Annotated in this window: 21 protein-coding genes and 1 pseudogene; 15 read left to right on the top strand and 7 right to left on the bottom strand. The window is 60.2% G+C overall.

Annotated features, from left to right (window positions below; genetic code table 11):
- Positions 1–38 precede the first annotated feature (38 nt).
- From AB5975_23865 to AB5975_23875, 3 genes are all read right to left on the bottom strand, one after another.
- The gene (locus tag AB5975_23865; GenBank protein ID XDR19519.1) at positions 39–221 is read right to left on the bottom strand and encodes a hypothetical protein; all 183 of its coding nucleotides are present in this window, start codon (positions 219–221) and stop codon (positions 39–41) included.
- A 152-nt stretch (positions 222–373) separates the two neighbouring features.
- The gene (locus AB5975_23870; protein XDR19520.1) at positions 374–808 is read right to left on the bottom strand and encodes a 4-oxalocrotonate tautomerase family protein; all 435 of its coding nucleotides are present in this window, start codon (positions 806–808) and stop codon (positions 374–376) included.
- Positions 809–820: 12 nt separating this feature from the next.
- Positions 821–1288: a zinc-binding dehydrogenase gene (locus AB5975_23875; protein ID XDR19521.1), complete on the bottom strand. Its 468-nt coding sequence runs from the start codon at positions 1286–1288 to the stop codon at positions 821–823.
- A gap of 43 nt (positions 1289–1331) precedes the next feature.
- Between AB5975_23875 and AB5975_23880 the strand changes: the two genes are divergently transcribed.
- Positions 1332–2120 (top strand): tetratricopeptide repeat protein, encoded by a 789-nt coding sequence (locus AB5975_23880; GenBank protein ID XDR19522.1) that lies wholly within the window; start codon positions 1332–1334, stop codon positions 2118–2120.
- Between the two features lie 260 nt (positions 2121–2380).
- On the opposite strand, the gene AB5975_23885 is transcribed toward AB5975_23880, so the two are convergent.
- A protein-coding gene (locus tag AB5975_23885) for an IS3 family transposase (GenBank protein ID XDR19523.1) occupies positions 2381–3927 on the bottom strand; the annotation gives its coding sequence in 2 pieces (ribosomal slippage) (positions 2381–3441 and positions 3441–3927; 1548 coding nt in all).
- Between the two features lie 254 nt (positions 3928–4181).
- Positions 4182–5825, bottom strand: a complete 1644-nt coding sequence (locus tag AB5975_23890) for a hypothetical protein (GenBank protein XDR19524.1) — start codon at positions 5823–5825, stop codon at positions 4182–4184.
- Positions 5826–6633: 808 nt separating this feature from the next.
- Here AB5975_23890 and rfaD point away from each other — a divergent pair.
- A complete protein-coding gene (rfaD, locus tag AB5975_23895; GenBank protein XDR19525.1) occupies positions 6634–7665 on the top strand; it encodes an ADP-glyceromanno-heptose 6-epimerase in 1032 nt (343 codons plus the stop codon).
- A gap of 137 nt (positions 7666–7802) precedes the next feature.
- On the opposite strand, the gene paaX is transcribed toward rfaD, so the two are convergent.
- Both paaX and paaY read right to left on the bottom strand, forming a co-directional pair.
- Positions 7803–8726 carry a phenylacetic acid degradation operon negative regulatory protein PaaX gene (paaX, locus tag AB5975_23900; GenBank protein XDR19526.1) on the bottom strand — a complete coding sequence of 308 codons (924 nt, stop codon included), beginning with the start codon at positions 8724–8726 and terminating at the stop codon, positions 7803–7805.
- A 77-nt stretch (positions 8727–8803) separates the two neighbouring features.
- On the bottom strand, positions 8804–9403 hold the full coding sequence (gene paaY / locus AB5975_23905) for a phenylacetic acid degradation protein PaaY (protein XDR19527.1): 600 nt from the start codon (positions 9401–9403) through the stop codon (positions 8804–8806).
- 354 nt (positions 9404–9757) lie between these two features.
- On the opposite strand from paaY, the gene paaF reads away from it, so the two are divergent.
- The 13 genes and pseudogenes from paaF (at position 9758) to AB5975_23970 (ending at position 21881) form a co-directional block, all read left to right on the top strand.
- Positions 9758–10531, top strand: coding sequence for a 2,3-dehydroadipyl-CoA hydratase PaaF (paaF, locus tag AB5975_23910; GenBank protein XDR19528.1), 774 nt, complete (start codon positions 9758–9760; stop codon positions 10529–10531).
- Positions 10532–10565: 34 nt separating this feature from the next.
- Positions 10566–11357: a 2-(1,2-epoxy-1,2-dihydrophenyl)acetyl-CoA isomerase PaaG gene (paaG, locus tag AB5975_23915; protein ID XDR19529.1), complete on the top strand. Its 792-nt coding sequence runs from the start codon at positions 10566–10568 to the stop codon at positions 11355–11357.
- Between the two features lie 2 nt (positions 11358–11359).
- Complete coding sequence (gene paaH, locus AB5975_23920) at positions 11360–12877, top strand: 3-hydroxyacyl-CoA dehydrogenase PaaH (protein ID XDR19530.1); 1518 nt, start codon at positions 11360–11362, stop codon at positions 12875–12877.
- Entirely contained in the window at positions 12870–13310 is a 441-nt protein-coding gene (gene paaI / locus AB5975_23925) for a hydroxyphenylacetyl-CoA thioesterase PaaI (GenBank protein XDR19531.1), read from the top strand. The genes paaH and paaI overlap by 8 nt, the downstream gene beginning before the upstream one ends.
- Entirely contained in the window at positions 13303–14523 is a 1221-nt protein-coding gene (pcaF, locus tag AB5975_23930; GenBank protein ID XDR19532.1) for a 3-oxoadipyl-CoA thiolase, read from the top strand. The genes paaI and pcaF overlap by 8 nt, the downstream gene beginning before the upstream one ends.
- A gap of 121 nt (positions 14524–14644) precedes the next feature.
- Positions 14645–15964: a phenylacetate--CoA ligase PaaK gene (paaK, locus tag AB5975_23935; protein XDR19533.1), complete on the top strand. Its 1320-nt coding sequence runs from the start codon at positions 14645–14647 to the stop codon at positions 15962–15964.
- A gap of 205 nt (positions 15965–16169) precedes the next feature.
- The gene (gene paaA, locus AB5975_23940) at positions 16170–17159 is read left to right on the top strand and encodes a 1,2-phenylacetyl-CoA epoxidase subunit PaaA (GenBank protein ID XDR19534.1); all 990 of its coding nucleotides are present in this window, start codon (positions 16170–16172) and stop codon (positions 17157–17159) included.
- Positions 17160–17184: 25 nt separating this feature from the next.
- A complete protein-coding gene (gene paaB, locus AB5975_23945; GenBank protein XDR19535.1) occupies positions 17185–17466 on the top strand; it encodes a 1,2-phenylacetyl-CoA epoxidase subunit PaaB in 282 nt (93 codons plus the stop codon).
- A gap of 8 nt (positions 17467–17474) precedes the next feature.
- Positions 17475–18233, top strand: a complete 759-nt coding sequence (paaC, locus tag AB5975_23950) for a 1,2-phenylacetyl-CoA epoxidase subunit PaaC (protein XDR19536.1) — start codon at positions 17475–17477, stop codon at positions 18231–18233.
- Complete coding sequence (paaD, locus tag AB5975_23955; protein ID XDR19537.1) at positions 18220–18753, top strand: 1,2-phenylacetyl-CoA epoxidase subunit PaaD; 534 nt, start codon at positions 18220–18222, stop codon at positions 18751–18753. The genes paaC and paaD overlap by 14 nt, the downstream gene beginning before the upstream one ends.
- Positions 18754–18768: 15 nt before the next feature.
- Positions 18769–19845, top strand: a complete 1077-nt coding sequence (paaE, locus tag AB5975_23960; protein XDR19538.1) for a 1,2-phenylacetyl-CoA epoxidase subunit PaaE — start codon at positions 18769–18771, stop codon at positions 19843–19845.
- Positions 19846–20014: 169 nt separating this feature from the next.
- Positions 20015–20323, top strand: a complete 309-nt coding sequence (locus AB5975_23965; GenBank protein XDR19539.1) for a DUF485 domain-containing protein — start codon at positions 20015–20017, stop codon at positions 20321–20323.
- Positions 20314–21881, top strand: a pseudogene (locus AB5975_23970) (cation acetate symporter). The gene AB5975_23965 and the pseudogene AB5975_23970 overlap by 10 nt, the downstream one beginning before the upstream one ends.

The raw sequence follows: 21881 nt of genomic DNA on the forward strand, positions 1-21881 counted from the left end.
GGCCGGTGAAGGACTTGCCGTGACGCCGCGAGGCACGATCAAACTTTACGTAATTCGGGCGCCGCTTCGGTTAGGCCTTGCTGCCTTTTCAATCGCTCAACAACTGCAAACACGTTGTCTGCCGGATCGGGTCGTGCACTCTCGTAGCCATTGCGCGCCAGGGTGGCGAAAGCTTCCTCTACAGCCTTTTCCTTTGGGTTTCGGTCGATGAAAGATTTCACGGCGGACGCATCCACAGAAAGAATATGGACAGATAGCTGAGCACATCCTGGCCGGTTAGGAAAGGCGCCCAGAGAGTCTCGCCTTTGCTTATGGTGCCAGGGGAGGTCGGCCGGAGCGTTTCGACCAACCTCCACTCCAGGGGAGTTGCCGATCAGACTGGCTTCGCATCCAGTGGCGGATTTCGAAGCGCATCCAACGTAATGGTGTCGCCGAAGACACCCAAATCCGCAGGAGGCACGTCTCGCATGACGATGTAGACGGGCACTAGATCGTTTTCGGGCAGCCCTGCATGCCTGCGGATGGCATCCGTAAACTGAGCAAAGAGCTCTTTTTTGGCCTGGACATCGAAACCACCTTGGAACGCATTAACTTCAAGCGAAATGACCTTTGTTCCAGTCGATTTTCCGCCATGGTAAACGTGCGACCGATCGTGATCACGGAAGTAGATCCAGGTGGTGCTCTTTACAAACGGGGTATTTGGCAGTTTTTCGCAAGCCAGTGCGATGTCAGTGAGTTCGTCAGCTAGCAAGTCGCGCGCCGAGTCTGTGAAGGTGCCTTGCGGGCTGTAAACGTAGATGAGCGGCATGATCCGTCCTGCTTAATCAAACTTGGTGATGACGACAAAGCCTTTGGTATCAAACGTAGGCATGCGCTCAATGACTGATTGCACCTGGTCGAGAGAGACCTGCTCGGTAACATGTTGTGCCGGGTTCAGCCGTCCAGCTGCAATCATGGACAGAAGCTTTTTGTACTCAGGATGTGGGTTGCCGAGGCTGCCGATGATCGACCATTCGTTGAACACCAGCTTGTCGACTGGCATATCCAGCTGGCCTTTGTCCTCTTGGCTGGTGAGGCCGACGGTGCACATCCGGCCGCCTTTCTGAAGCACCTCCAGAGCGGTCAGGGTTGCGTTGCTGATACCGACTGCATCGATGGATGCATTGACCCCTCGACCACCATTCACTTCACGAACTTTTTCGGCCACTTCTTCCGGCGTCAGGCCTGCCGAGCAGATAGTGCCGACTGGCTTAGGGGCGTACGCGCTTGCAGATGTGAGCAGCGGCACCGTTGCCTGCCACGGGAGTATGCCTAGGCCAAACAATGGCCACGTGTGTGACGCCGGCCTGTTTTGCCTGGAAGATTGGCATTTTGGTAGCACCCTGTCTGGGACGTTCAGCGTTTTCGACCCCAGCGGTTCTGTGATCTTAGCTAAAGAGCTGACGGCAAATATTCTCACCAGCGGTATTTCTAGGCATGGGAAATACGCATTCTGCGCCACAGCCAACAGCCCAACCGATCATGGTAACAAGGTGTTCCTGTTTGACCTGGTCAATCGGGTCGAAATGTACAGCGTCACGCCTAAGGCCGGATGGCCTGATAGCTATGAAGTGGACGAGAGTACAGGGGAGCTCATGGCGTTGTTCAAAGACATGGGGAGCTTCCGGTATAACGTTCACGGCCAATTCATCGATGCTGATCCGCTAGGCGATGCCAAACTCAACTCCTCCCGTTACGACCGCATCATCCTCGCCGCAGAGAAGATTTTAGGGGAGGGCGACCTGACAGACGAGCGCACGCTGGAAGTCCTGACCGCTGTACAGCGTGCCCGTACACTCGGCGCAGATGAAAACCCTGCCTGGAGGCCCACAGCGCTCAAAGTCCAGGGGCTTGCGCACGAGCAGTTGGGCCAGCACCCTGAAGCAGCCCGGGTTTATGAGGAAGCGCTGGCTTTGAATCCAAAAATAGGCGTTAAGCGCAGGCTGGCTTTGGTGAGTAAGCTGATGAAGGCTGACACGAGGATGGAAGCCCGGAGGGCCAAGACCCAGACGCAGTCGGGGCTTGGTTCACGACAGCCGTGCCGCAGGCCGTGCCCAACCCACTGGAGCTTCTGCAGCTGAACTCAACGGCGATGCGCGACCGCGGCCAGAGCGACAGCCCACCTACATGCTTTCCCATCCACTGATCAGCCATCACCAATAGATGTAGTTGAACTCCCAGATGCAGAGCAACGCGCTTCGCCTGAGGCGAGTGTCGCCTACATACTGTAGATATATACAGTCTATTATTTCATCCCGCGAAATTGCACCTCAGTGACCTTTTCGCAGAGGATCTCCAGTCGTAATACGGCGATTTTCAAGGTAGTTGTCGCGTGAGCGTGTCACGCTGCCTTTGATGTTTGCTGCAGTACCGCTTCCCGCTCCGGGTTCAGGCACACGATTGGTGCCAGCACCCAGTTCCTGATGTTGCCGCTCCAGCGCTCCGGGTGCCGTGCACGCGCCGCCTCGTACAGCTCGATACGCTTGCGCAGCAACTCTTCTGCCTGGCCAGTATGTCGCTGCGCCGGGGTCACGAACTTCAGGGCGCTGTGGCGATGTTCATGGTTGTACCAGGCCACGAAGCTGTTCACCCAGTTCCTGGCCTGCTCCAGCGTGTCGAAGGGCCGCTCCGGCCACAGCGGGCAGTACTTCGCCGTGCGGAACAAGGCCTCGGCATAGGCGTTGTCATTGCTCACCCGCGGGCGGCTGAACGAGGGCATCACACCCAGGTTCTGCATGGCCGCCAGCATGGTCGAGCCCTTCATCGCGCTGCCGTTGTCCGAGTGCAGTACCAGCGGCTGGCCTGCCCGCTGTTCACGTAGGCAGGCCTGGCGTAGCAGCTGGGCGGCCTGCTCGGCGCTTTCACTTTCATGCACCTCGTTGGCCACCAGCTTCCGGCTGTAGACGTCCTTGATCATGTACCAGTAGAAGTAACGGCCCTTGACCGTGGTCGGCAGCCAGGTGATGTCCCAGCACCACAGCTGGTTCGGGCCGTCGGCCACATGGGTCGTCAGCGCTCGTTTCACCGGTGGGCGGCTACGGCCGCGCGGATGCTGCTGTTCGGCGTCCTTCAGCAACCGGTAAAAGGTCGACTCCGAGGCCAGCCAGGTGCCCTGATCGGCCAGCCGCGTCACGATCTGCTGCGGCGGCAGGCTGGCAAACTCGGGCTGGTTGGCGACCTCCAGCACGCGGCAGCGCTCTTGCGGGGTCAGCTTGTTGGCCGGCTCAGCTCGCTGTGCCGAAGGACGCCGATCCTCCGGGCAGTGCTGCCAGCGCTGCAGGCTGCGCAGCGACAGGCCCAGTTCGGCGCAGGCCTGCGCCCGCCGCGCTCCCGCCGCCACGGCGCCCTCGATCAACTGCAGCGTTTCACGGCGATCCGGGGCGCTGATCATTCGTCCTCGTCCTTCCCCCAGAGCGCCTCGGCTTTTTTTCGCAACACCAGCAGAGCTGCGGTTTCTGCCAGCGCCGCATCCTTGCGCCGCAGTTCACGCTCCAGCTGCTTGATGCGCTTCTTCGCGGCCTTTTCCTCTTCGCGTTCGCGCCGGGTCTTGCTCGGCTGAGCCAGGCTGTTGGCCTGCTCGCAGGCTTCGCGCCAGGCGTTGATCTGCTCGACATACAGGCCTTTGCGCCGGCAGTACTCCGCCAGCTCAGCCGCATTGAGGCTGGCGCTTTCCAGCACCACCCGAAACTTGTCCTGGCTCGACCACTGGTCGGCCTGCTGTCCATCTGCCGGCACCACTGCTCCCGCTGCTCTGGCCTGTTTGCGCCAAGCATACAGGGTGGCATCAGTAATGCCTGTCGCTTCCACCAGCTCCGGCACCGTCCGGTTCAAGGGCGGCATCATCTGCCGCACCACCCACTCCCGATGCTCTATCGAATAACGCGCCACACGGCTCTCACTTCCGCCCACCGACCAAGACTCATCGAATCAACTCACACGACAACTATCCTGACGCGGCGGGAATACCAATCGGTTAAAAACGGCTACAGGCCTTGTGGCGCTTTGCTTTGAGCCATTTTTGGATGGCTCCGAACTCAGAATGGCGGGATTTAAGCATCCCGAATTTAGGCTCTCGCGAGGTCTGGAACGATACTGTATATAAATACAGTTTAGTGGGTTTTCACTGACTGGCCGTTACCGGTTCAGCATAGCGGCTGGCACTGCGGCCGCGGCCAATGGTACGGTGACCGATCTACCAGTAGTGATTTGAGTGACCAGCTTGGGACATTTGGAGACCGGTTTATGAGAAGGAATGGACGCCGCCAACGTGCACGACGTGGCATCACACTGATGATTGCCAGGATTGAACGGCTGGAAAGGTTGGGCAGAGTAGCAAAGCAAAGCCTGCGGCAACGTCTTTGGGATGGCCTAGCGGTATTGCTTCGCGGCCTAACTGGAGCCAGGTCTGCTGAGTTTTCTTTTCCCGGCCGAAGTTTAAGAAATGGCCGCCATAAAATGCTCGATCTAGGATAGATCCTCGCGCCGACCCACTGTGCCGGAGGGTTCAGGCAGTAAAGATAGAATGATTCGGCATCTGATCCAACTAGATTAGCCGGACTTTTGCCAGCTATAAGCACCGACCACAGAGTCAATTTTTCGAATGCTCGAAGCTTAAGGTGATTAGGCCCCATGTTGATAAACGAATGGAACAGTGATGCGCCAGCCGAGCAGATATCCCCATTTGCCGCCGGATTAAATGAAGTTAATAAATAGGTTATTACCTTTATAGGAAGCGGGGCCGCAATCTCATTTTTCACGAGATACAAAGGGACTGGTGTGGCAGGTGTGCAAAGGCTTAGCCCAGCAGCCTCTTGGTAAAACTTATTGATAGCAGAGAAGTCTAATTTCTTGTTAGTTAGCCTTGATCTGTGCCGCTTGTTCCTATCAAAACCACTCTGCCAGGGACTTCCATGCGCTCGGCATCGTGCGCACCCCAAAAGAAAGGCTCTTAACATTTTAGTTGGAATCAAGCCACTTGAACCAAGCTTGGGGATATACGCTGCCGAGTAATTTCTGGCTCGGCAATGAAATAGCGGTCGAATTTCATCTGTTGTAGGGTAAGCCGGCAGCTTAGAAATGCTTCTCCAACGAAAAAAATACTCCATATAAGCCTCAGGAATCTCACCAGCAATAGATCCCTGACCCGTGTTGACTTTGAATCGACCATTGTCCCGATCTGATAAATCAAAGCAATCCCAGGTAAGGTAGTCAGCGCAATCTCTCAGGGGTATTTTGAGGTAAAATGAGGTGGCAAACAAAAGCAAGCCAAGCTCTAACCCCGCCTTTCCTTTAGTGTTTTCTTTAAATTCATCCAGATAATTGCGGCACCAAGACTCTGCTGAACTGCAGCAACATGTATTATTTCGTGGGATTTCAGAGCGGGGAAGAGGACAGTACACGAGACCAATAGACTCAGAACACAGAGCAAAAAATCTATTAATAACGCATCTGGTGTCAGGCGAACGTAAGGGGGCATTAAATGGGCGCCATTTCGGATTGGGCTTTAGAGCACCATCTTCTTTTATAAATCTCTTGACATGCTTGGATATCCATGACTCAGGAGGATTCTTGCAAAAGTTCAAGAAATCTAGGACGTCTTTGTTGTTCAGTTCTGCCAGGGATTTCCTTGCAACAATGAAGCTCCACAGTAAAAACTTTTCCAAAACCGAAATATTCCAGCGGGTATAATTTGGCGTAGCCCTTATAGCAATCGCGTAATCAGCCATCAGTGCTTGGCTTTCTTGAGCCCGCAAAGCCGGCGGAAGGCTTTCGATGTAAACGTTCACCAGCTTTTTTTCCGCGCAAGATCTTCCGCTCGCACCTTCGGCAGGCGAGTCGGGGTGCGTCAGCAAGGCATGAAATCTCAAACTCATAATTTGTAGTCCGAACACGGCCCAGCAATCGCGAAGGGAAATAGTCCCGAGTCTTAGATATCCCAGGGGCTGAAATTTAGACAGCACATGCCGCGAAAGCAAACATCAGGGCGCATCAGTCGATGCAGAGGGATTATTGTCCGATTAATTTTCAGCAAAAGGCCAGGCTATGGCACAGGCCCGCAATTTCGGCGCGAGAACAAATTGATAGAAAACAGGAATCTGCGTCAGCGCTGGGACTGGGTGAATTCTGTTTTCCAATTTACTTTCGCCACAGTACACACGAAAAAGAATTTCTCGTTGGCTGCAGATACGAGAAATCAATGGCTTGAGGCCGGTTGTTTCCGATTAAGCACTGAGCTGTAGGTAGCCACCGGATTGAGATAGTACGTCAGCTGTGAGACACAGCAGATTGATGTTCCTGGCTTTCCGGTTAACTCGCTCACGTTTCCACTTAATCAGTGAGGGTTACAGATAGCGTTAATTGATGCCGTGCTAAGAGTTGAGGACGCTGAGTGGAGTCGTCCCCTCAAATACACTATTTAACATAATATGCATTATGAGTAACCTCATATTTCAGTGCCGTACCGTGGACGGCCAGATGTTAAGCCAGCACAAGCTCCTCACTCATTCAAACCGTTGGCTTAATTGATCCAGGTTAAGGTTGGCTCACATTACCTTGAGTAAAATGCGAGCTCCGCACCCTCACGGGGAATCTGGCATGACGATCATCGTAACCGGCGCCGCGGGATTCATCGGCAGCAATCTCGTTCAGGCACTCAACCAACGCAACGAGACCAATATCATTGCCGTCGACGATCTGACCGATGGCGACAAGTTCAGCAACCTGGCCGACAGTGAAATTGCCGATTACCTGGACAAGGACGATTTTCTCGACCGGTTCGGTCGCGGCCAGTTTGGCAAGGTGCGCGCCGTTCTGCACCAGGGTGCGTGTTCAAGCACCGTCGAAGGCGACGGTCGTTTCATGATGGACAACAACTACCGGTTCAGCCGTGAGTTGCTGACGTCTGCACAGCACCAGGAAATCCCGCTGCTATATGCATCATCGGCCGCCGTATACGGCGCAGGACGCATCTTTAGCGAACAGCGTGAGTGTGAACGCCCGCTGAACGTCTATGGCTATTCCAAGTTTCTGTTCGATCAACAGGTGCGCCGGCAACTGACGGCGGCTCGCAGCCAGGTCGTCGGCTTGCGTTATTTCAATGTCTACGGGCCCCATGAGCAGCATAAAGGCCCGATGGCCTCAGTGGCCTTACACTGCTTCAATCAGTACCAGGCTCGCGGAAAAGTCAGCTTGTTCGGTAGCTATGGGGACTTCCCCAGCGGTGGCCATCTGCGGGATTTCGTCTCTGTTGAGGATGTGGTCAAGGTCAATATGTTCTTCCTTGAGCGACCACAACTCAGTGGCATATTCAATGTTGGCAGTGGTCGTGCCCAGCCATTCAACGACGTTGCTCTGGCTGTGATCAATCGGCTGCGCGAACGGCAAGACCTACCCCCTTTGTCGCTTGATATGGCCTTGCTTGAGGGGGTGCTGGAGTACAGCGAATTTCCTGATCATTTGCGTGGCAAATACCAGTGCTACACCTGTGCCGACCTGGAGCGCTTGCGCGCTGCTGGTTACAAGGCGCCTACATTGACAGTCCAGCAAGGCGTGGCCCGCTACTGTGACTGGTTGCAGGGTAACCAAAGCCCGCCGCCCGCTCCTTTCAAGCAAGCGGCGGCAGCTTGATGTTGCGTATTTGTGTGGTTGGCAGATGCTTTTACCTGCTTTGGTGCGATTTATTGGTGAATTATTGACGATAACTACACTAAATAGTCATTTAGCGTAGTTATATAAAAGGTCAGGTTAATGCCTGCACTTTTTCTTCAGGCCAACCCACCAAAACGCTTGTAGAAGCTCTCGTTCACATCCGGCAATGGTCCGTCTGCGGTTTCCAGCGCAGCGTTCAACCATTCCTCTGCCTTGGCAAACACCAGCCGATAGAGATTGCGGCACAGTTGTCGCGCAGCCCTTCCCTCCCAGTCCCCTGGCAGCAGCTCGTCCGGTAGTTGCGGGTCGCGCAGCAGCAGGCGGCGGTACTCGTGTATCAGCAGTGTGCGTGCAAGGAAGCAATCTTGCGCATCCAGCAGTTGTTGCTCTTTCAAACCTTGCCACAGCGGCCTGAACAGCTGGATGAACTCGCTGTACTGCTCCCCCAGCTCCTCGATACGCCAGCTTTCTCGCACTTGAGCGCGCATGGCCTTGGACGCGAGAACCTCCTGGGTGTGGGTTTCGAAGACGATGCTGTCGTCACTGGCTTCAAGGTCGCGCAACGTGGCAGCCAGGTCGGCACGGTCAGCCCTTGGGCAGCCCAGCAGGTTCGGAGCCATGACGCCGAACCCCTGCCATTCCAACTCTTCACGCAACGCCTTGCGCTTGCCAGCCTCGAGTTGTGACAGTAACACCAGCGTCCAGGCGCCGTCCCAAGCGGGTTGGCTCTGGCTGTAGACGCGTTTGAAGGCTTTTTCGAAACGTCGGCGGCCAGTGCCCGTCAAGCTGTAGTAACTGCGCCGGCCAACCTTTTCAGCGGTAAGCCAACCTTCTTTGGTCAGGCGAAAGATCGATGTGCGGATCAGCCGTTCATTGATGCCGATCGGCTCCAGCAGATTGATCAGGCTACCTAGCCAGACTGTCCCGCCGTGGGGCTCGATGGCATCGCCGTACAACGTGATGATCAGAGAGCTGGCGCGAATCGGCGTCTGCTCCTGAAAGCGGGTAATCAAATTGTTCAGTGGGGCAAGATTGCTCATGGGCGAACTGTGCGCGGAGAAAGCACCGACTATACCTGTGCGGCGGGCCGCCTGGCCATGGCGTGTCACTGCCAGGTTCATGCGCTTGCCTGGCCCTTGGGCCTGACACCGGAGTCTTCCATGCGTGGGCGCCCCGGTTCTGCCTCGGCCAGCGGCGGGCATTCGACCATGCTGTTCATGCAACGCTGCGCCAGATGCTGGTACTGCGCGGTGCCGCGCTGCTTCCAGGCCAGCTCCTGATCGGTCAATGGGCGCTTGACCTGAGCCGGCGAACCCATCACCAGGCTCTGCACGGCACATTCGAAGCCGGCCTTGACGAACGCTGTGGCCGCAACGATGCAGCGTGGCGCTACGTGGGCGCCATCCATCACCACCGCGTTCATGCCGATCAAGGCGTCCTCACCCACGCGACATCCGTGCAGCACGGCACCATGGCCGACGTGCCCATTGCGCTCCACTACGGTGTCACCGCCTGGGAAGCCATGCATCACGCAGGTGTCCTGAAGGTTGGCGCCCTCCTCTAGCACGATGCGGCCAAAATCGCCCCTCAGCGACGCCAGAGGGCCTATGTAGCAACGAGGGCCAACGATGACGTCACCGATCAGGACCGCGCTGGGGTGCACGTAGGCTGTGGGATGAACCACGGGCGTCAGGCCGTCCAGTCGATAGCAAGGCATGGCAAAGCTCCTGAAATGATTTGAAATGCCATTCGATCTTGTATCACAAGACATTTCGTCGTCAACCGGGTAGATCGTGTATCGCTTCAGTCAGGCCAAGTAAGCTGAAAGAAAGTGGCAAATCGTCTGCCTAAATGCCTTGATCAAACGTTTCATCAAGAATTTATAAGGTCGATGATGCTGGCAAAAAATACAATAAAGGGATACGAGATGCATTTTTGAATGTTGCATTTATGTATCGCGTAATGCATATACTGGCCGCACCTGGTCGTGATCCCGCATCACGCCCCTGCAAACAATTCCAAGAAATGCCGGCCCCACGATGTGCCGTGCGTGCAGCCAGAGGAACCCGACATGCCGCGATATCTCGCTGTGCAGGCGCCCGAACACGGCGTTCAGCTCATTACCTTGCAACGGCCCGAGGCCTTGAATGCCCTGTGCACCGAGCTACTGGCAGAACTGGCTGCTGCGTTACAGGCAGCCGCTGGCGACGAACAGATCGGCGCTGTTGTGATTACCGGCAGCGCCAAGGCATTCGCTGCAGGTGCCGACATCCGGGAAATGGCCGAGCGTGACCTGGTCGGCATACTCAATGATCCGCGCGTAGCCCACTGGCAAAGCATCGCGGCATTCACCAAGCCACTGATTGCCGCTGTCAATGGTTACGCCTTGGGTGGCGGTTGCGAACTGGTGATGTGCGCCGACATCGTCATCGCTGGCACCGATGCCCGCTTCGGCCAGCCAGAAATCAACCTCGGCATCATTCCCGGTGCCGGCGGCACCCAGCGCCTGTTGCGTGCCGTCGGTAAGCCGCTGGCCATGCAGATGGTTCTGACCGGTGAAGCAATCACCGCTCGCCACGCCCAGCAGGCGGGCCTTGTCAGCGAAATTTCCCAGCCCGAACTTACCGTCGAGCGCGCCATGCAGGTCGCCCGCAGCATCGCTGCCAAGGCGCCGCTTGCCGTGCGCCTGGCCAAGGAGGCGCTCCTGAAGGCCGGTGATACCGACCTGGCCAGTGGCCTGCGCTTCGAACGCCATGCGTTCACCTTGCTGGCCGGTACCGCCGACCGGGACGAAGGCATCCGGGCCTTTCAGGAAAAGCGCCAGGCTCGTTTCCAGGGCCGCTAAACATCATTCCCTCGACTGACGGAGCGAGTCTGTCATGACTTTCCAGCACATCCTGTTTTCCATCGAGGACGGCGTTGCCCTCCTTTCATTGAACCGCCCCGAGCAACTGAACAGCTTTAACACCGCCATGCACATGGAAGTGCGCGAAGCACTCAAGCAAGTACGCCAGAGCAGTGAAGCGCGGGTGCTGTTGCTGACGGCTGAAGGCCGGGGCTTCTGCGCCGGCCAGGACCTGTCCGACCGCAACGTTGCCCCCGGCGCCGAAATACCGGACCTGGGCGAGTCGATCGACAAGTTCTACAACCCGCTGGTGCGCACCCTGCGCGACCTGCCGCTGCCAGTGATCTGTGCGGTCAACGGCGTGGCTGCCGGCGCTGGCGCAAATATCCCGCTGGCCTGCGATCTGGTGCTGGCCGCCCGCTCCGCCAGCTTCATCCAGGCCTTCTGCAAGATCGGCCTGGTGCCGGACTCTGGCGGCACCTGGCTGCTGCCGCGCCTGGTTGGCATGGCGCGGGCCAAGGCCCTGGCCATGCTGGGTGAGCGCCTTGGCGCCGAGCAGGCCCAGCAATGGGGGCTGATCCACCGGGTGGTGGATGATGCCGCACTGCGAGACGAAGCCCTCGCCCTCGCCCGCCAGCTCGCCACCCAGCCCACCTACGGCCTGGCCCTGATCAAGCGCAGCCTCAATGCCAGTTTCGATAATGGGTTTGACGAGCAGCTGGAGCTGGAGCGCGACCTGCAGCGCCTGGCCGGGCGCAGCGAGGACTACCGCGAAGGCGTGAGTGCCTTCATGAACAAGCGCACGCCAGTTTTCAAGGGGCGCTGAACATGAGCGCACTCGCAAGCAATGTGCAGGTGGCGGTGATCGGTGCCGGTGCCATGGGCGCCGGTATCGCCCAGGTGGCGGCCCAGGCCGGCCACCCAGTGAAGCTCTATGACAACCGCCCGGGGGCAGCTGCCCAGGCAGTGGCGGGTATTGATCGGCAGCTGGCCCGGCAAGTGGAAAAGGGCAAGCTGCAGGCCGTTGAACGGGAAGCGATCAGCGCCCGTCTGTGCCCGGTCGATACGCTCGAAGCTCTGGCCGATGCCGGCCTGGTGATTGAAGCCATCGTCGAAAACCTGCAGGTGAAACAGGCGCTGTTCAGTCAGCTCGAAACCCTGTGCGGCGCCGACTGCATTCTTGCCAGCAACACGTCGTCGCTGTCCATCACCAGCCTTGCTGCCGGTCTTGAGCGCCCGCAGCACGTGGTCGGCATGCACTTCTTCAACCCTGCTCCATTGATGGCGCTGGTCGAAGTGGTGTCTGGCCTGGCAACCGCCCCGACAGTTGCCGCATGCATCTATGCCACTGCCCAGGCCTGGGGCAAACAGCCGGTGCACACGCGCTCTACACCGGGGTTTATCGTCAACCGCGTGGCGCGGCCGTTTTATGCCGAAAGCCTGCGCCTGTTGCAAGAAGGTGCCGCCGATTGCGCCAGCCTCGATGCGCTGCTGCGCGAGGCCGGGGGCTTCCGCATGGGGGCGTTCGAACTCACCACCCTGATCGGCCACGACGTCAATTACGCTGTCACTTGCTCGGTTTTCGATGCGTTCTATGGTGATTTCCGCTTCCAGCCATCACTGGTGCAGAAAGAACTGGTGGACGCCGGTCGCCTTGGGCGCAAGACCGGCCAGGGCTTCTATAGCTATGCCGAGGGCGCCGAACGCCCCCAGCCTGCCGAACTGCACAGCCTCGCCATTGCAGGTGCCTGCGTTGTCGAGGGCTGCCTGGGCGTGATGCAACCGCTGGCCGAACGCCTGCGCCAAAGCGGCATTGCCGTGACCCAGCGCGCCGGCAGCGGCCTGATCCAGGTGGGCGATGCCACCCTGGCCCTGTCCGACGGCCGTTTGGCCAGCCAACGCGCCCGTGAAGACGGCCTGCGTAACCTGGTGCTGCTCGACCTGGCGCTGGACTACGGCAGCGCCACGCGTATCGCCATTAGCTGGTCGGCCGATACCAGCGAAAGTGCCCGCGACCAAGCCGTTGCCCTGCTGCAGCGCGCAGGCCTTAAAGTGACCGGCGTCGCCGACCTGCCAGGCCTGGTGGTACTGCGCACCGTCGCGATGCTCGCCAACGAAGCCGCCGATGCCGTGTTGCAGGGTGTCGGCAGCGCTGCCGACATCGACCTGGCCATGCGCGCCGGCGTCAATTACCCCTGCGGCCCTCTGGCCTGGGCCGCGAACATCGGTATTGGCCACACCCTGCGCGTACTGGACAACCTGCAACGCAGCTATGGCGAGAGTCGCTACCGCCCTTCCCTGCTGTTGCGCCGCTGCGAAGCCAAAGGAGGCACCCTGCATGACTGAAGTGGAACTGGCACAAGCCTGTGCCGACGCCATGTACGCCCGCGACCAGGCCACTCAGGGCCTGGGCATCAGCCTGTTGGATGCCGGGCCGGGCCGGGCCAGCCTGCGCATGCCGGTACGTGCCGACATGATTCAGGGCCATGGCACCTGTCATGGTGGCTTCCTGTTCGCCTTGGCCGATTCGGCGTTTGCCTTCGCCTGCAACAGCTACGACCAAGCCACCGTGGCGCTGGGCTGCAGCATCGACTACCTGGCCCCGGCATTGCGCGATGACGTGCTCACCGCTCACGCCAGCGAAGTCAGCCGCAAAGGCCGTACCGGCCTGTACGACGTGCGCATCGACAACCAGCGCGGTGAGCTGGTGGCGATGTTCCATGGCAAATCCTACAAAGTGCGCGGCACCGTGCTGGCGCAGGAGACGCAAGATGACTGAACCGACCCTCGCCGATGCCTTGATCATCGACGCCGTGCGCACCCCCATTGGCCGCTATGCCGGCGCCTTGAGCAGCGTTCGCGCCGACGACCTCGCGGCCGTCCCGCTCAAGGCGTTGATCCAGCGCCACCCCGAACTGGACTGGAAGGCCGTTGATGACGTGATCCTCGGGTGCGCCAACCAGGCAGGCGAAGACAACCGCAACGTGGCCCACATGGCCAGCCTGCTGGCCGGGCTACCGCTCGAAGTGCCGGGGACTACCATCAACCGCCTGTGCGGTTCTGGCCTGGATGCCATCGGCAATGCGGCCCGCGCCCTGCGCTGTGGTGAGGCCGGGCTGATGCTGGCTGGCGGCGTGGAGTCGATGTCGCGTGCGCCGTTTGTAATGGGCAAGTCGGAACAGGCATTCGGTCGCACGGCGGAACTGTTCGACACCACCATCGGCTGGCGTTTCGTCAACACACGGATGAAGGCCGCCTACGGTACCGATTCGATGCCGGAAACTGCCGAGAACGTGGCTGAGCAGTTTGGTATTTCCCGCGCCGACCAGGATGTTTTCGCCCTGCGCAGCCAGCACAAGGCTGCCGCAGCGCAGGCCCGAGGTCGCCTGGCCCGGGAAATCGTGCCGGTCGAGATTGCGCAGCGCAAAGGCCCGGCCAAAGTGGTCGAGCATGACGAGCACCCACGCGGCGACACGACGCTGGAGCAGTTGGCCAAGCTGGGTACTCCATTCCGAGAGGGGGGGAGCGTAACCGCCGGCAATGCCTCAGGGGTCAATGACGGCGCCTGCGCCCTGCTACTGGCCAGCAGCGACGCTGCCCGCCTGCATGGTCTGAAAGCGCGCGGTCGCATCCTCGGCATGGCCGTGGCCGGGGTTGAGCCGCGGCTGATGGGCATCGGCCCGGTGCCGGCAACCCGCAAGGTACTTGAAATGACTGGGTTGTCGCTGGCTGACCTGGATGTCATCGAGCTCAACGAGGCCTTCGCCGCACAAGGTCTGGCCGTGTTGCGCGAGCTAGGCCTCACTGACGACGACGCGCGGGTCAACCGCAACGGTGGCGCGATTGCCCTGGGCCATCCGCTGGGCATGAGCGGTGCGCGGCTGGTGACCACGGCGCTGCACGAGCTGGAAGAGACGGGCGGTCGTTACGCCTTGTGCACCATGTGCATCGGCGTTGGCCAGGGCATTGCCATGGTCATCGAGCGCCTCTGAGCGGTTCACACCATCCGCCTGTTACCGAACTGAACGCAGCCGTATATGCTGCCTCCATGACACTCACCGCGCGGCCTGCAACCGCAGGCGCGCGGCGTACAAGAACAATTCGAGTGAAGCCATGAATATGTACCATGATGCCGATCGTGCCCTGCTGGACCCGATGGAAACCGCCAGCGTCGACGCCCTGCGCCAGCATCAGCTGGAGCGTTTGCGCTGGAGCCTGAAGCACGCCTATGACAACGTGCCGCTGTACCGTCAGCGCTTTGCCGAGTGCGGCGCCCACCCCGATGACCTCAAGTGCCTTGAAGATCTGGCGAAGTTCCCCTTCACCGGCAAGAACGACCTGCGCGACAACTACCCCTACGGCATGTTCGCAGTGCCGCAGGAAGACGTGGTGCGCTTGCATGCTTCCAGTGGCACCACTGGCAAGCCGACGGTGGTCGGCTACACCCAGAACGACATCGACACCTGGGCCAATGTGGTCGCCCGCTCGATCCGTGCCGGTGGCGGGCGCAAAGGCGACAAGGTGCATGTTTCCTACGGCTATGGCCTGTTCACCGGTGGGCTTGGTGCGCACTACGGCGCCGAGCGCCTGGGCTGTACAGTCATCCCCATGTCCGGCGGCCAGACCGAGAAGCAGGTGCAGCTGATTCGCGACTTCCAGCCCGATATCATCATGGTCACCCCATCCTACATGCTCAACCTGGCCGACGAGATCGAGCGCCAGGGCATCGACCCGCACGACCTCAAGCTGCGCCTGGGCATTTTCGGTGCCGAGCCCTGGACCGATGAACTGCGCCGCTCGATCGAGCAGCGTCTGGGTATCAACGCCCTCGATATCTATGGCTTGTCGGAGATCATGGGCCCAGGGGTGGCGATGGAATGCATCGAGACCAAGGACGGCCCGACCATCTGGGAAGACCACTTCTACCCCGAAATCATCGACCCAGTCACCGGCGAAGTGTTGCCGGACGGCCAGCTGGGCGAGCTGGTGTTTACCTCACTGAGCAAGGAAGCGCTGCCGATGGTGCGCTACCGCACCCGTGACCTTACCCGTCTGCTGCCCGGCACCGCCCGGCCCATGCGCAGAATCGGCAAGATCACCGGCCGCAGTGACGACATGCTGATCATTCGCGGGGTCAACGTGTTCCCCACGCAGATCGAGGAGCAGGTATTAAAAATAAAACAGCTTTCAGAGCTTTATGAGATTCATCTGTATCGCAATGGCAACCTGGACAGTGTCGAGGTGCATGTGGAGTTGCGTGCGGAGTGCCAGCACCTCGATGAAGGCCAGCGCAAGCTGGTTATCGGGGAATTGAGCAAACAGATCAAGACCTACATCGGCATCAGCACCCAGGTGCACCTGCAACCCTGCGGCACGCTCAAGCGCTCAGAAGGCAAGGCGTGCCACGTGTTCGACAAACGGTTGGCCAGCTGAGTCATTCGGCTGCCTTTTCGGCCCCGGCATGGTCCGGGGCTTTTTTTTGCCTGTTGGAGCGGCCTTGCGTCGCGATTGGCCTGCAAGGCAGCCCCCGTCGGTGGGCAATGTGATACACAAATCTTATTCGATACATATAAAACTGTTTGACGTTATGTTTTGTATCGCTTACAAATGACTCATGCCTCAGCAGGAGTCTGAACTCATGTACGCACAGCTAGTGGAAACCGGAGTCAAGCGCGTCAAATCGCTGGAAGAAATGTCCCCCGAGGAGCGCAACTTCCAGGAAAAGATCGACGCCGAAATCAAGATCGAAGCCAAGAACTGGATGCCCGAGGCCTACCGCCAAACCCTCATCCGGCAGATCTCCCAGCACGCCCACTCGGAAATCGTCGGCATGCTGCCCGAAGGCAACTGGGTCACCCGCGCCCCCAGCCTCAAGCGCAAGCTGCAGTTGATGGCCAAGATCCAGGACGAAGCCGGCCACGGCCTGTACCTGTACAGCGCCATGGAAACCCTGGGTGCCGACCGCGACGAAGAAGTGGCCAAGCTGCACAGCGGCAAGGCCAAGTATTCAAGCATCTTCAACTACCCCACCCTCAGCTGGGCCGACATGGGCGCAGTGGGCTGGCTGGTAGATGGCGCGGCCATCGTCAACCAGGTGGTGCTGCAACGCACCTCCTACGGCCCCTACTCCCGCGCCATGATCCGTATCTGCAAGGAAGAGAGCTTCCACCAGCGCCAGGGCTACGAAATGCTCCTGACCATGATGCGTCATGGCACCCAGGCCCAGAAGGACATGGTCCAGGACGCCATCAACCGCCTGTGGTGGCCTGCGCTGATGATGTTCGGCCCCAGCGACGAACACTCGCCCAACAGCGCCCAGTCGATGGCCTGGAAGATCAAGCGCCAGACCAACGACGAGCTGCGCCAGCGTTTCATCGACCAGACCGTGCCACAGCTCGAGCTACTTGGCTGCACTGCCCCGGACCCTGAGCTGAAGTGGAACGCCGAACGCGGCCATTACGACTTCGGCGAAATCCAGTGGGACGAATTCTACGAAGTGATCAAGGGCAATGGCCCGTGCAACCTGGAACGTGTCGCCACTCGGCGCAACGCCATCGAGAGCGGTGCCTGGGTACGCGAGGCCGCCGTGGCCTACGCGCGCAAGCAACAGAACAAGAACGCCGCCTGAGCGGCGATTGATGCGGAGATCGAAAATGTCTGTCTGGACCCTCTACGAAGTGTTCGTGCGCAGCAAGCACGGCCTTAACCACAAGCATGTCGGCAGCGTGCACGCTGCCGATGCCGCCATGGCCATCGAGAACGCCCGCGAGCTGTACACCCGCCGCAGCGAAGGCGTGAGCCTGTGGGTGGTGCCTTCGGCGCTGATCACCGCCTCCTCCCCCGACGAGAAAGACCCGCTGTTCGCCCCCTCGGACGATAAGGTCTATCGCCATGCCAGCTTCTATGAGCTGCCCGACGAAGTCGGACACATGTGAGGTTGGCCATGCATAAAGAAGCCCTTATTCCTTACCTGCTGCTGCTCGGCGACAGTGCCCTGGTGCAGGGCCAGCGCCTTTGCGAATGGTGTGGCCGTGCGCCTGCCATCGAAGAAGAGCTGGCCTTGATGAACGTCGGCCTCGACCTGGTCGGGCAGGCGCGCAACTGGCTGGAGTATGCCGCCGAGCTGCTCGATGACGGCCGTGATGCCGATGCCCTGGCTTTGCGCCGTGACGAGCGCGCCTACCGCAACCTGCTGCTGGTCGAGCAACCCAACGGCGACTTTGCCGTGACCATGACCAAGCAGTTTCTCTACGACGCCTGGCACTTCGCCGTGCTTCAGGGGCTGGTCGAGTCCAGCGATGCGCGTGTCGCCGGCATCGCCGCCAAGGCCCTGAAGGAAGTCACCTACCACTTGCGCCGCTCCAGCGAGTGGGTACAACGCCTGGGTGATGGCACCGAAGAAAGCCGCCAGCGCATGCTCGCCGCTATCCCGTCACTGTGGCGTTTCACTGTCGAACTCACGACCGGCAGCGACAACGAAGTGCATTTGGCCGAAGCCGGTATCGGCGCCAACCCTGCCGCTGTCGGTGCCGCCTGGCTCCAACAGGTCACAACGACCTTCACTTCGGTCGAGCTGCCGCTGCCCAAGGCCGCCAGCCATTTCTACCTGGATGGCCGCAAAGGGCTGCACACCGAGCACTTGGGCCTGCTGCTGGCCGAGATGCAGTTCCTGCCAAGGGCCTACCCCGATGCAACCTGGTGAGCTGATTGCCGGCGACCGCGGTGCGCGGGCGCTGCAAGGGGGCGACCTGGCACGCGCCTGGGCGGTATTGGGCCAGGTCATGGACCCGGAAGTCCCGGTGGTCAGCGTGGTCGACCTAGGGATCGTGCGCGACCTCGACTGGCGGGCCGGCCACCTGCACCTGGTGGTCACCCCGACCTACTCCGGTTGCCCGGCCACCGAGGTGATCGAGGGTGATATCCGCCAGGCGCTGGAGCAGGCCGGTTTCGCCGCACCAGCGCTTGAGCGCCGGCTGACCCCGGCCTGGAGCACTGACTGGATCACCGAGCTGGGCCGCGAGCGCCTGCGTGCTTATGGCATCGCACCGCCGCAAGGCAGCGCCAGCAAACGCAGCCTGCTTGGCGAAGCGCCTCAGGTGTGCTGCCCGCAATGCGGCAGCACCCATACCGAATTGCTCAGCCAGTTCGGTTCCACGGCCTGCAAGGCGCTTTACCGCTGCCGCGAGTGCCTGGAGCCGTTCGACTATTTCAAATGCATTTGAGCCGTGGAGAACGCCATGAGCCAGTTTCACAGCCTGACCATCAAGCAAGTGCGCAACGAGACCCGTGATGCGGTGTCGATCGCCTTCGATATACCCGAGCACCTGCAGGACCAATTCCGCTTCACCCAGGGGCAGTACCTGGTCATGCGTACCCAGCTGGATAACGAAGAAGTCCGCCGCTCCTACTCCATCTGCAGCGCGGTGCAGGACGGCGAGCTGCGTGTGGCCGTCAAACGTGTGCCAGGCGGGCGTTTTTCGGCGTTTGCAAACGAAGTGCTCAAGGCCGGCCAGCAGCTGGAAGTGATGCCGCCATCGGGCAGCTTCTTCGTGCCGCTGGACCCGACTCGCCAGGGCAATTACCTGGGAGTGGCGGCCGGCAGTGGCATTACGCCGATTCTGTCGATCATTGCCACGACCCTGGCCAGCGAGCCGAACAGCCGCTTCACCTTGCTGTATGGCAACCGTTCCAGCTCGGGCGCGCTGTTTCGCGACAAGCTCGAAGACCTGAAAAACACCTACCTCGACCGCCTGAACCTGATTTTCGTGTTCAGCCGCGAACAACAGGACGTTGACCTGTACAACGGCCGCATCGACGCCGACAAGTGCGGCCAGCTGTTCTCGCGCTGGCTGGACGTGCCCGGCCTGGACGCCGCATTCATCTGCGGCCCGCAGGCAATGACCGAAACGGTGCGTGACAGCTTGCAAGCCAACGGCCTGGAAAAACAGCGTATCCATTTCGAGCTGTTCGCCGCTGCCGGCAACGAAGCCCGACGCGAGGCCCGCGAAGCTGCGCGCCAGGTGGACGCGGCGCTCAGCCATATCACCGTGATCAGCGACGGCCGCGCGCTGACCTTCGACCTGCCGCGCAACACCCAGAACGTGCTGGACGCCGGCAACGCCATCGGCGCCGAGCTGCCCTACTCGTGCAAGGCCGGCGTGTGCTCCACCTGCAAGTGCCGAGTGATCGAGGGCGAAGTGGAAATGGACAGCAACCATGCCCTTGAAGACTACGAAGTGGCGGCCGGGTACGTGCTGTCGTGCCAGACCTACCCGGTGAGCGACAAGGTGGTGCTCGATTTCGACCAGCTTTGACACCGCGTCGCCTGTTTCGCGGGCGCGCCCGCTCCCACAGGGATCGCACAAAGGCGAAGAGCAACGCCTTACCTGTGGGAGCGGGCAAGCCCGCGAAGAGGCCATCAGCAACACCGCAACACCCGCGTGACCTCAACAAAACAATTACAACACCCAGAGATCGCAACCCATGACACCCGAACGCATAGAAAGCATCGCCAACCACCCCGACTTCCAGCACCTGGTGCGGCGCAAGCGCCGTCTCAATGGCAGCCTGACCCTGGCCATGCTGGTGATCTACTACGGCTTCGTCCTGCTGGTGGCGTTCTCGCCCAGCACATTGGGCCAGTCCCTCAGCGGCGGCGTGACCACTGTCGGCATGCTGGTGGGCGTGCTGATGGTGCTGCTGTCCTTCGCCCTTACCGGCATCTATGTGCACCGCGCCAACAACGTGCTCGACCCGCTCAACGACAAGGTCAAGCAGGAGTGCGCACAATGAACTGGACCGCCATTTCGATGTTCATGGTGTTCGTCTGCTTCACGCTGATGGTCACCCGCTGGGCTGCCATGCGCACCCGCTCAGCCAGCGACTTCTACACCGCTGGCGGGGGCTGACCGGTATGCAGAACGGCCTGGCGATCGCCGGTGACATGATCAGCGCCGCGTCGTTCCTGGGTATTTCCGCGATGATGTTCATGAACGGCTACGACGGCCTGCTGTATGCCCTGGGCGTACTGGCCGGTTGGCCGATCATCCTGTTCCTGATTGCAGAGCGCCTGCGCAACCTGGGCAAGTACACTTTCGCCGACGTGGTCAGCTACCGCCTGGCGCAAACCCCGGTGCGCCTGACCTCGGCCTTTGGCACCCTGGTGGTGGCGTTGATGTACCTGGTGGCGCAGATGGTCGGCGCCGGCAAGCTGATCGAGCTGCTGTTCGGCATCAGCTACCTGTACGCCGTGATGCTGGTCGGTGTGCTGATGGTCGCCTATGTCACCTTCGGCGGCATGCTTGCCACCACCTGGGTGCAGATCATCAAGGCCGTAATGCTGCTGTCGGGCACCAGCTTCATGGCCTTCATGGTGCTCAAGCACTTTGGTTTCAGCACCGAAGCGATGTTTGCCAGCGCCGTGGCCGTGCATGCCAAGGGCCAGGCGATCATGGCCCCGGGCGGCTTGCTGTCAAACCCAGTGGACGCGATTTCTCTCGGTTTAGGCATGATGTTCGGCACCGCCGGCCTGCCGCATATTCTGATGCGCTTCTTCACCGTCAGTGATGCCAAGGAAGCACGCAAGAGCGTGTTCTACGCCACTGGCTTCATCGGTTACTTCTACCTGCTGCTGATCATTGTCGGCTTTGGCGCCATCGTGATGGTTGGCACCGAGCCGTCCTACCGCGATGCCACCGGCGCCATCATCGGCGGCGGCAACATGGTCGCCGTGCACTTGGCCCAGGCCGTGGGTGGCAACCTGTTCCTCGGCTTCATCTCTGCCGTGGCTTTCGCCACCATCCTGGCCGTGGTCGCCGGCCTGGCGCTGTCCGGGGCATCGGCGGTCTCCCACGATCTGTATGCCTGCGTGATGCGCAAAGGCAAGGCGACCGAGCAAGAGGAAATGCGCGTGTCGCGTGTTGCCACGCTGGTCATCGGCCTGCTTGCGGTGATCCTCGGCCTGATGTTCGAGTCGCAGAACATCGCCTTCCTCTCCGGCCTGGTGCTGGCGGTAGCCGCCTCGGTCAACTTCCCGGTGCTGCTGCTCTCGATGTTCTGGAAAGGCCTGACCACCCGCGGCGCGGTGTGCGGCAGCATGGCCGGCCTGGTCTCGGCGGTGCTGTTGGTCGTGCTGGGCCCAGCAGTGTGGGTCAACGTGTTGCACAACGAGACGGCGCTGTTCCCCTACAGCAACCCGGCACTGTTCTCCATGAGCCTGGCCTTCCTCAGTGCCTGGGTGTTCTCGGTTACCGACAGCTCCGAACGTGCCGTCGAGGAACGTGGCCGCTACCTGGGCCAGTTCATCCGCTCCATGACCGGCATCGGCGCTGCCGGCGCCAGCAAGCACTGA

Origin of the sequence: Pseudomonas putida, assembly GCA_041071465.1 — a bacterium.
Classification (GTDB): Bacteria; Pseudomonadota; Gammaproteobacteria; order Pseudomonadales; family Pseudomonadaceae; genus Aquipseudomonas; species Aquipseudomonas putida_P.

What these genes read in the sequence shown, in the direction of transcription:
- AB5975_23870 (XDR19520.1), bottom strand. Translation starts at nt 808, where the DNA reads ATGCCGCTCATCTACGTTTACAGCCCGCAAGGCACCTTCACAGACTCG.
- rfaD (XDR19525.1), top strand. Translation starts at nt 6,634, where the DNA reads ATGACGATCATCGTAACCGGCGCCGCGGGATTCATCGGCAGCAATCTC.
- paaX (XDR19526.1), bottom strand. Translation starts at nt 8,726, where the DNA reads ATGAGCAATCTTGCCCCACTGAACAATTTGATTACCCGCTTTCAGGAG.
- paaY (XDR19527.1), bottom strand. Translation starts at nt 9,403, where the DNA reads ATGCCTTGCTATCGACTGGACGGCCTGACGCCCGTGGTTCATCCCACA.
- paaF (XDR19528.1), top strand. Translation starts at nt 9,758, where the DNA reads ATGCCGCGATATCTCGCTGTGCAGGCGCCCGAACACGGCGTTCAGCTC.
- paaG (XDR19529.1), top strand. Translation starts at nt 10,566, where the DNA reads ATGACTTTCCAGCACATCCTGTTTTCCATCGAGGACGGCGTTGCCCTC.
- paaH (XDR19530.1), top strand. Translation starts at nt 11,360, where the DNA reads ATGAGCGCACTCGCAAGCAATGTGCAGGTGGCGGTGATCGGTGCCGGT.
- paaI (XDR19531.1), top strand. Translation starts at nt 12,870, where the DNA reads ATGACTGAAGTGGAACTGGCACAAGCCTGTGCCGACGCCATGTACGCC.
- pcaF (XDR19532.1), top strand. Translation starts at nt 13,303, where the DNA reads ATGACTGAACCGACCCTCGCCGATGCCTTGATCATCGACGCCGTGCGC.
- paaK (XDR19533.1), top strand. Translation starts at nt 14,645, where the DNA reads ATGAATATGTACCATGATGCCGATCGTGCCCTGCTGGACCCGATGGAA.
- paaA (XDR19534.1), top strand. Translation starts at nt 16,170, where the DNA reads ATGTACGCACAGCTAGTGGAAACCGGAGTCAAGCGCGTCAAATCGCTG.
- paaB (XDR19535.1), top strand. Translation starts at nt 17,185, where the DNA reads ATGTCTGTCTGGACCCTCTACGAAGTGTTCGTGCGCAGCAAGCACGGC.
- paaC (XDR19536.1), top strand. Translation starts at nt 17,475, where the DNA reads ATGCATAAAGAAGCCCTTATTCCTTACCTGCTGCTGCTCGGCGACAGT.
- paaD (XDR19537.1), top strand. Translation starts at nt 18,220, where the DNA reads ATGCAACCTGGTGAGCTGATTGCCGGCGACCGCGGTGCGCGGGCGCTG.
- paaE (XDR19538.1), top strand. Translation starts at nt 18,769, where the DNA reads ATGAGCCAGTTTCACAGCCTGACCATCAAGCAAGTGCGCAACGAGACC.
- AB5975_23965 (XDR19539.1), top strand. Translation starts at nt 20,015, where the DNA reads ATGACACCCGAACGCATAGAAAGCATCGCCAACCACCCCGACTTCCAG.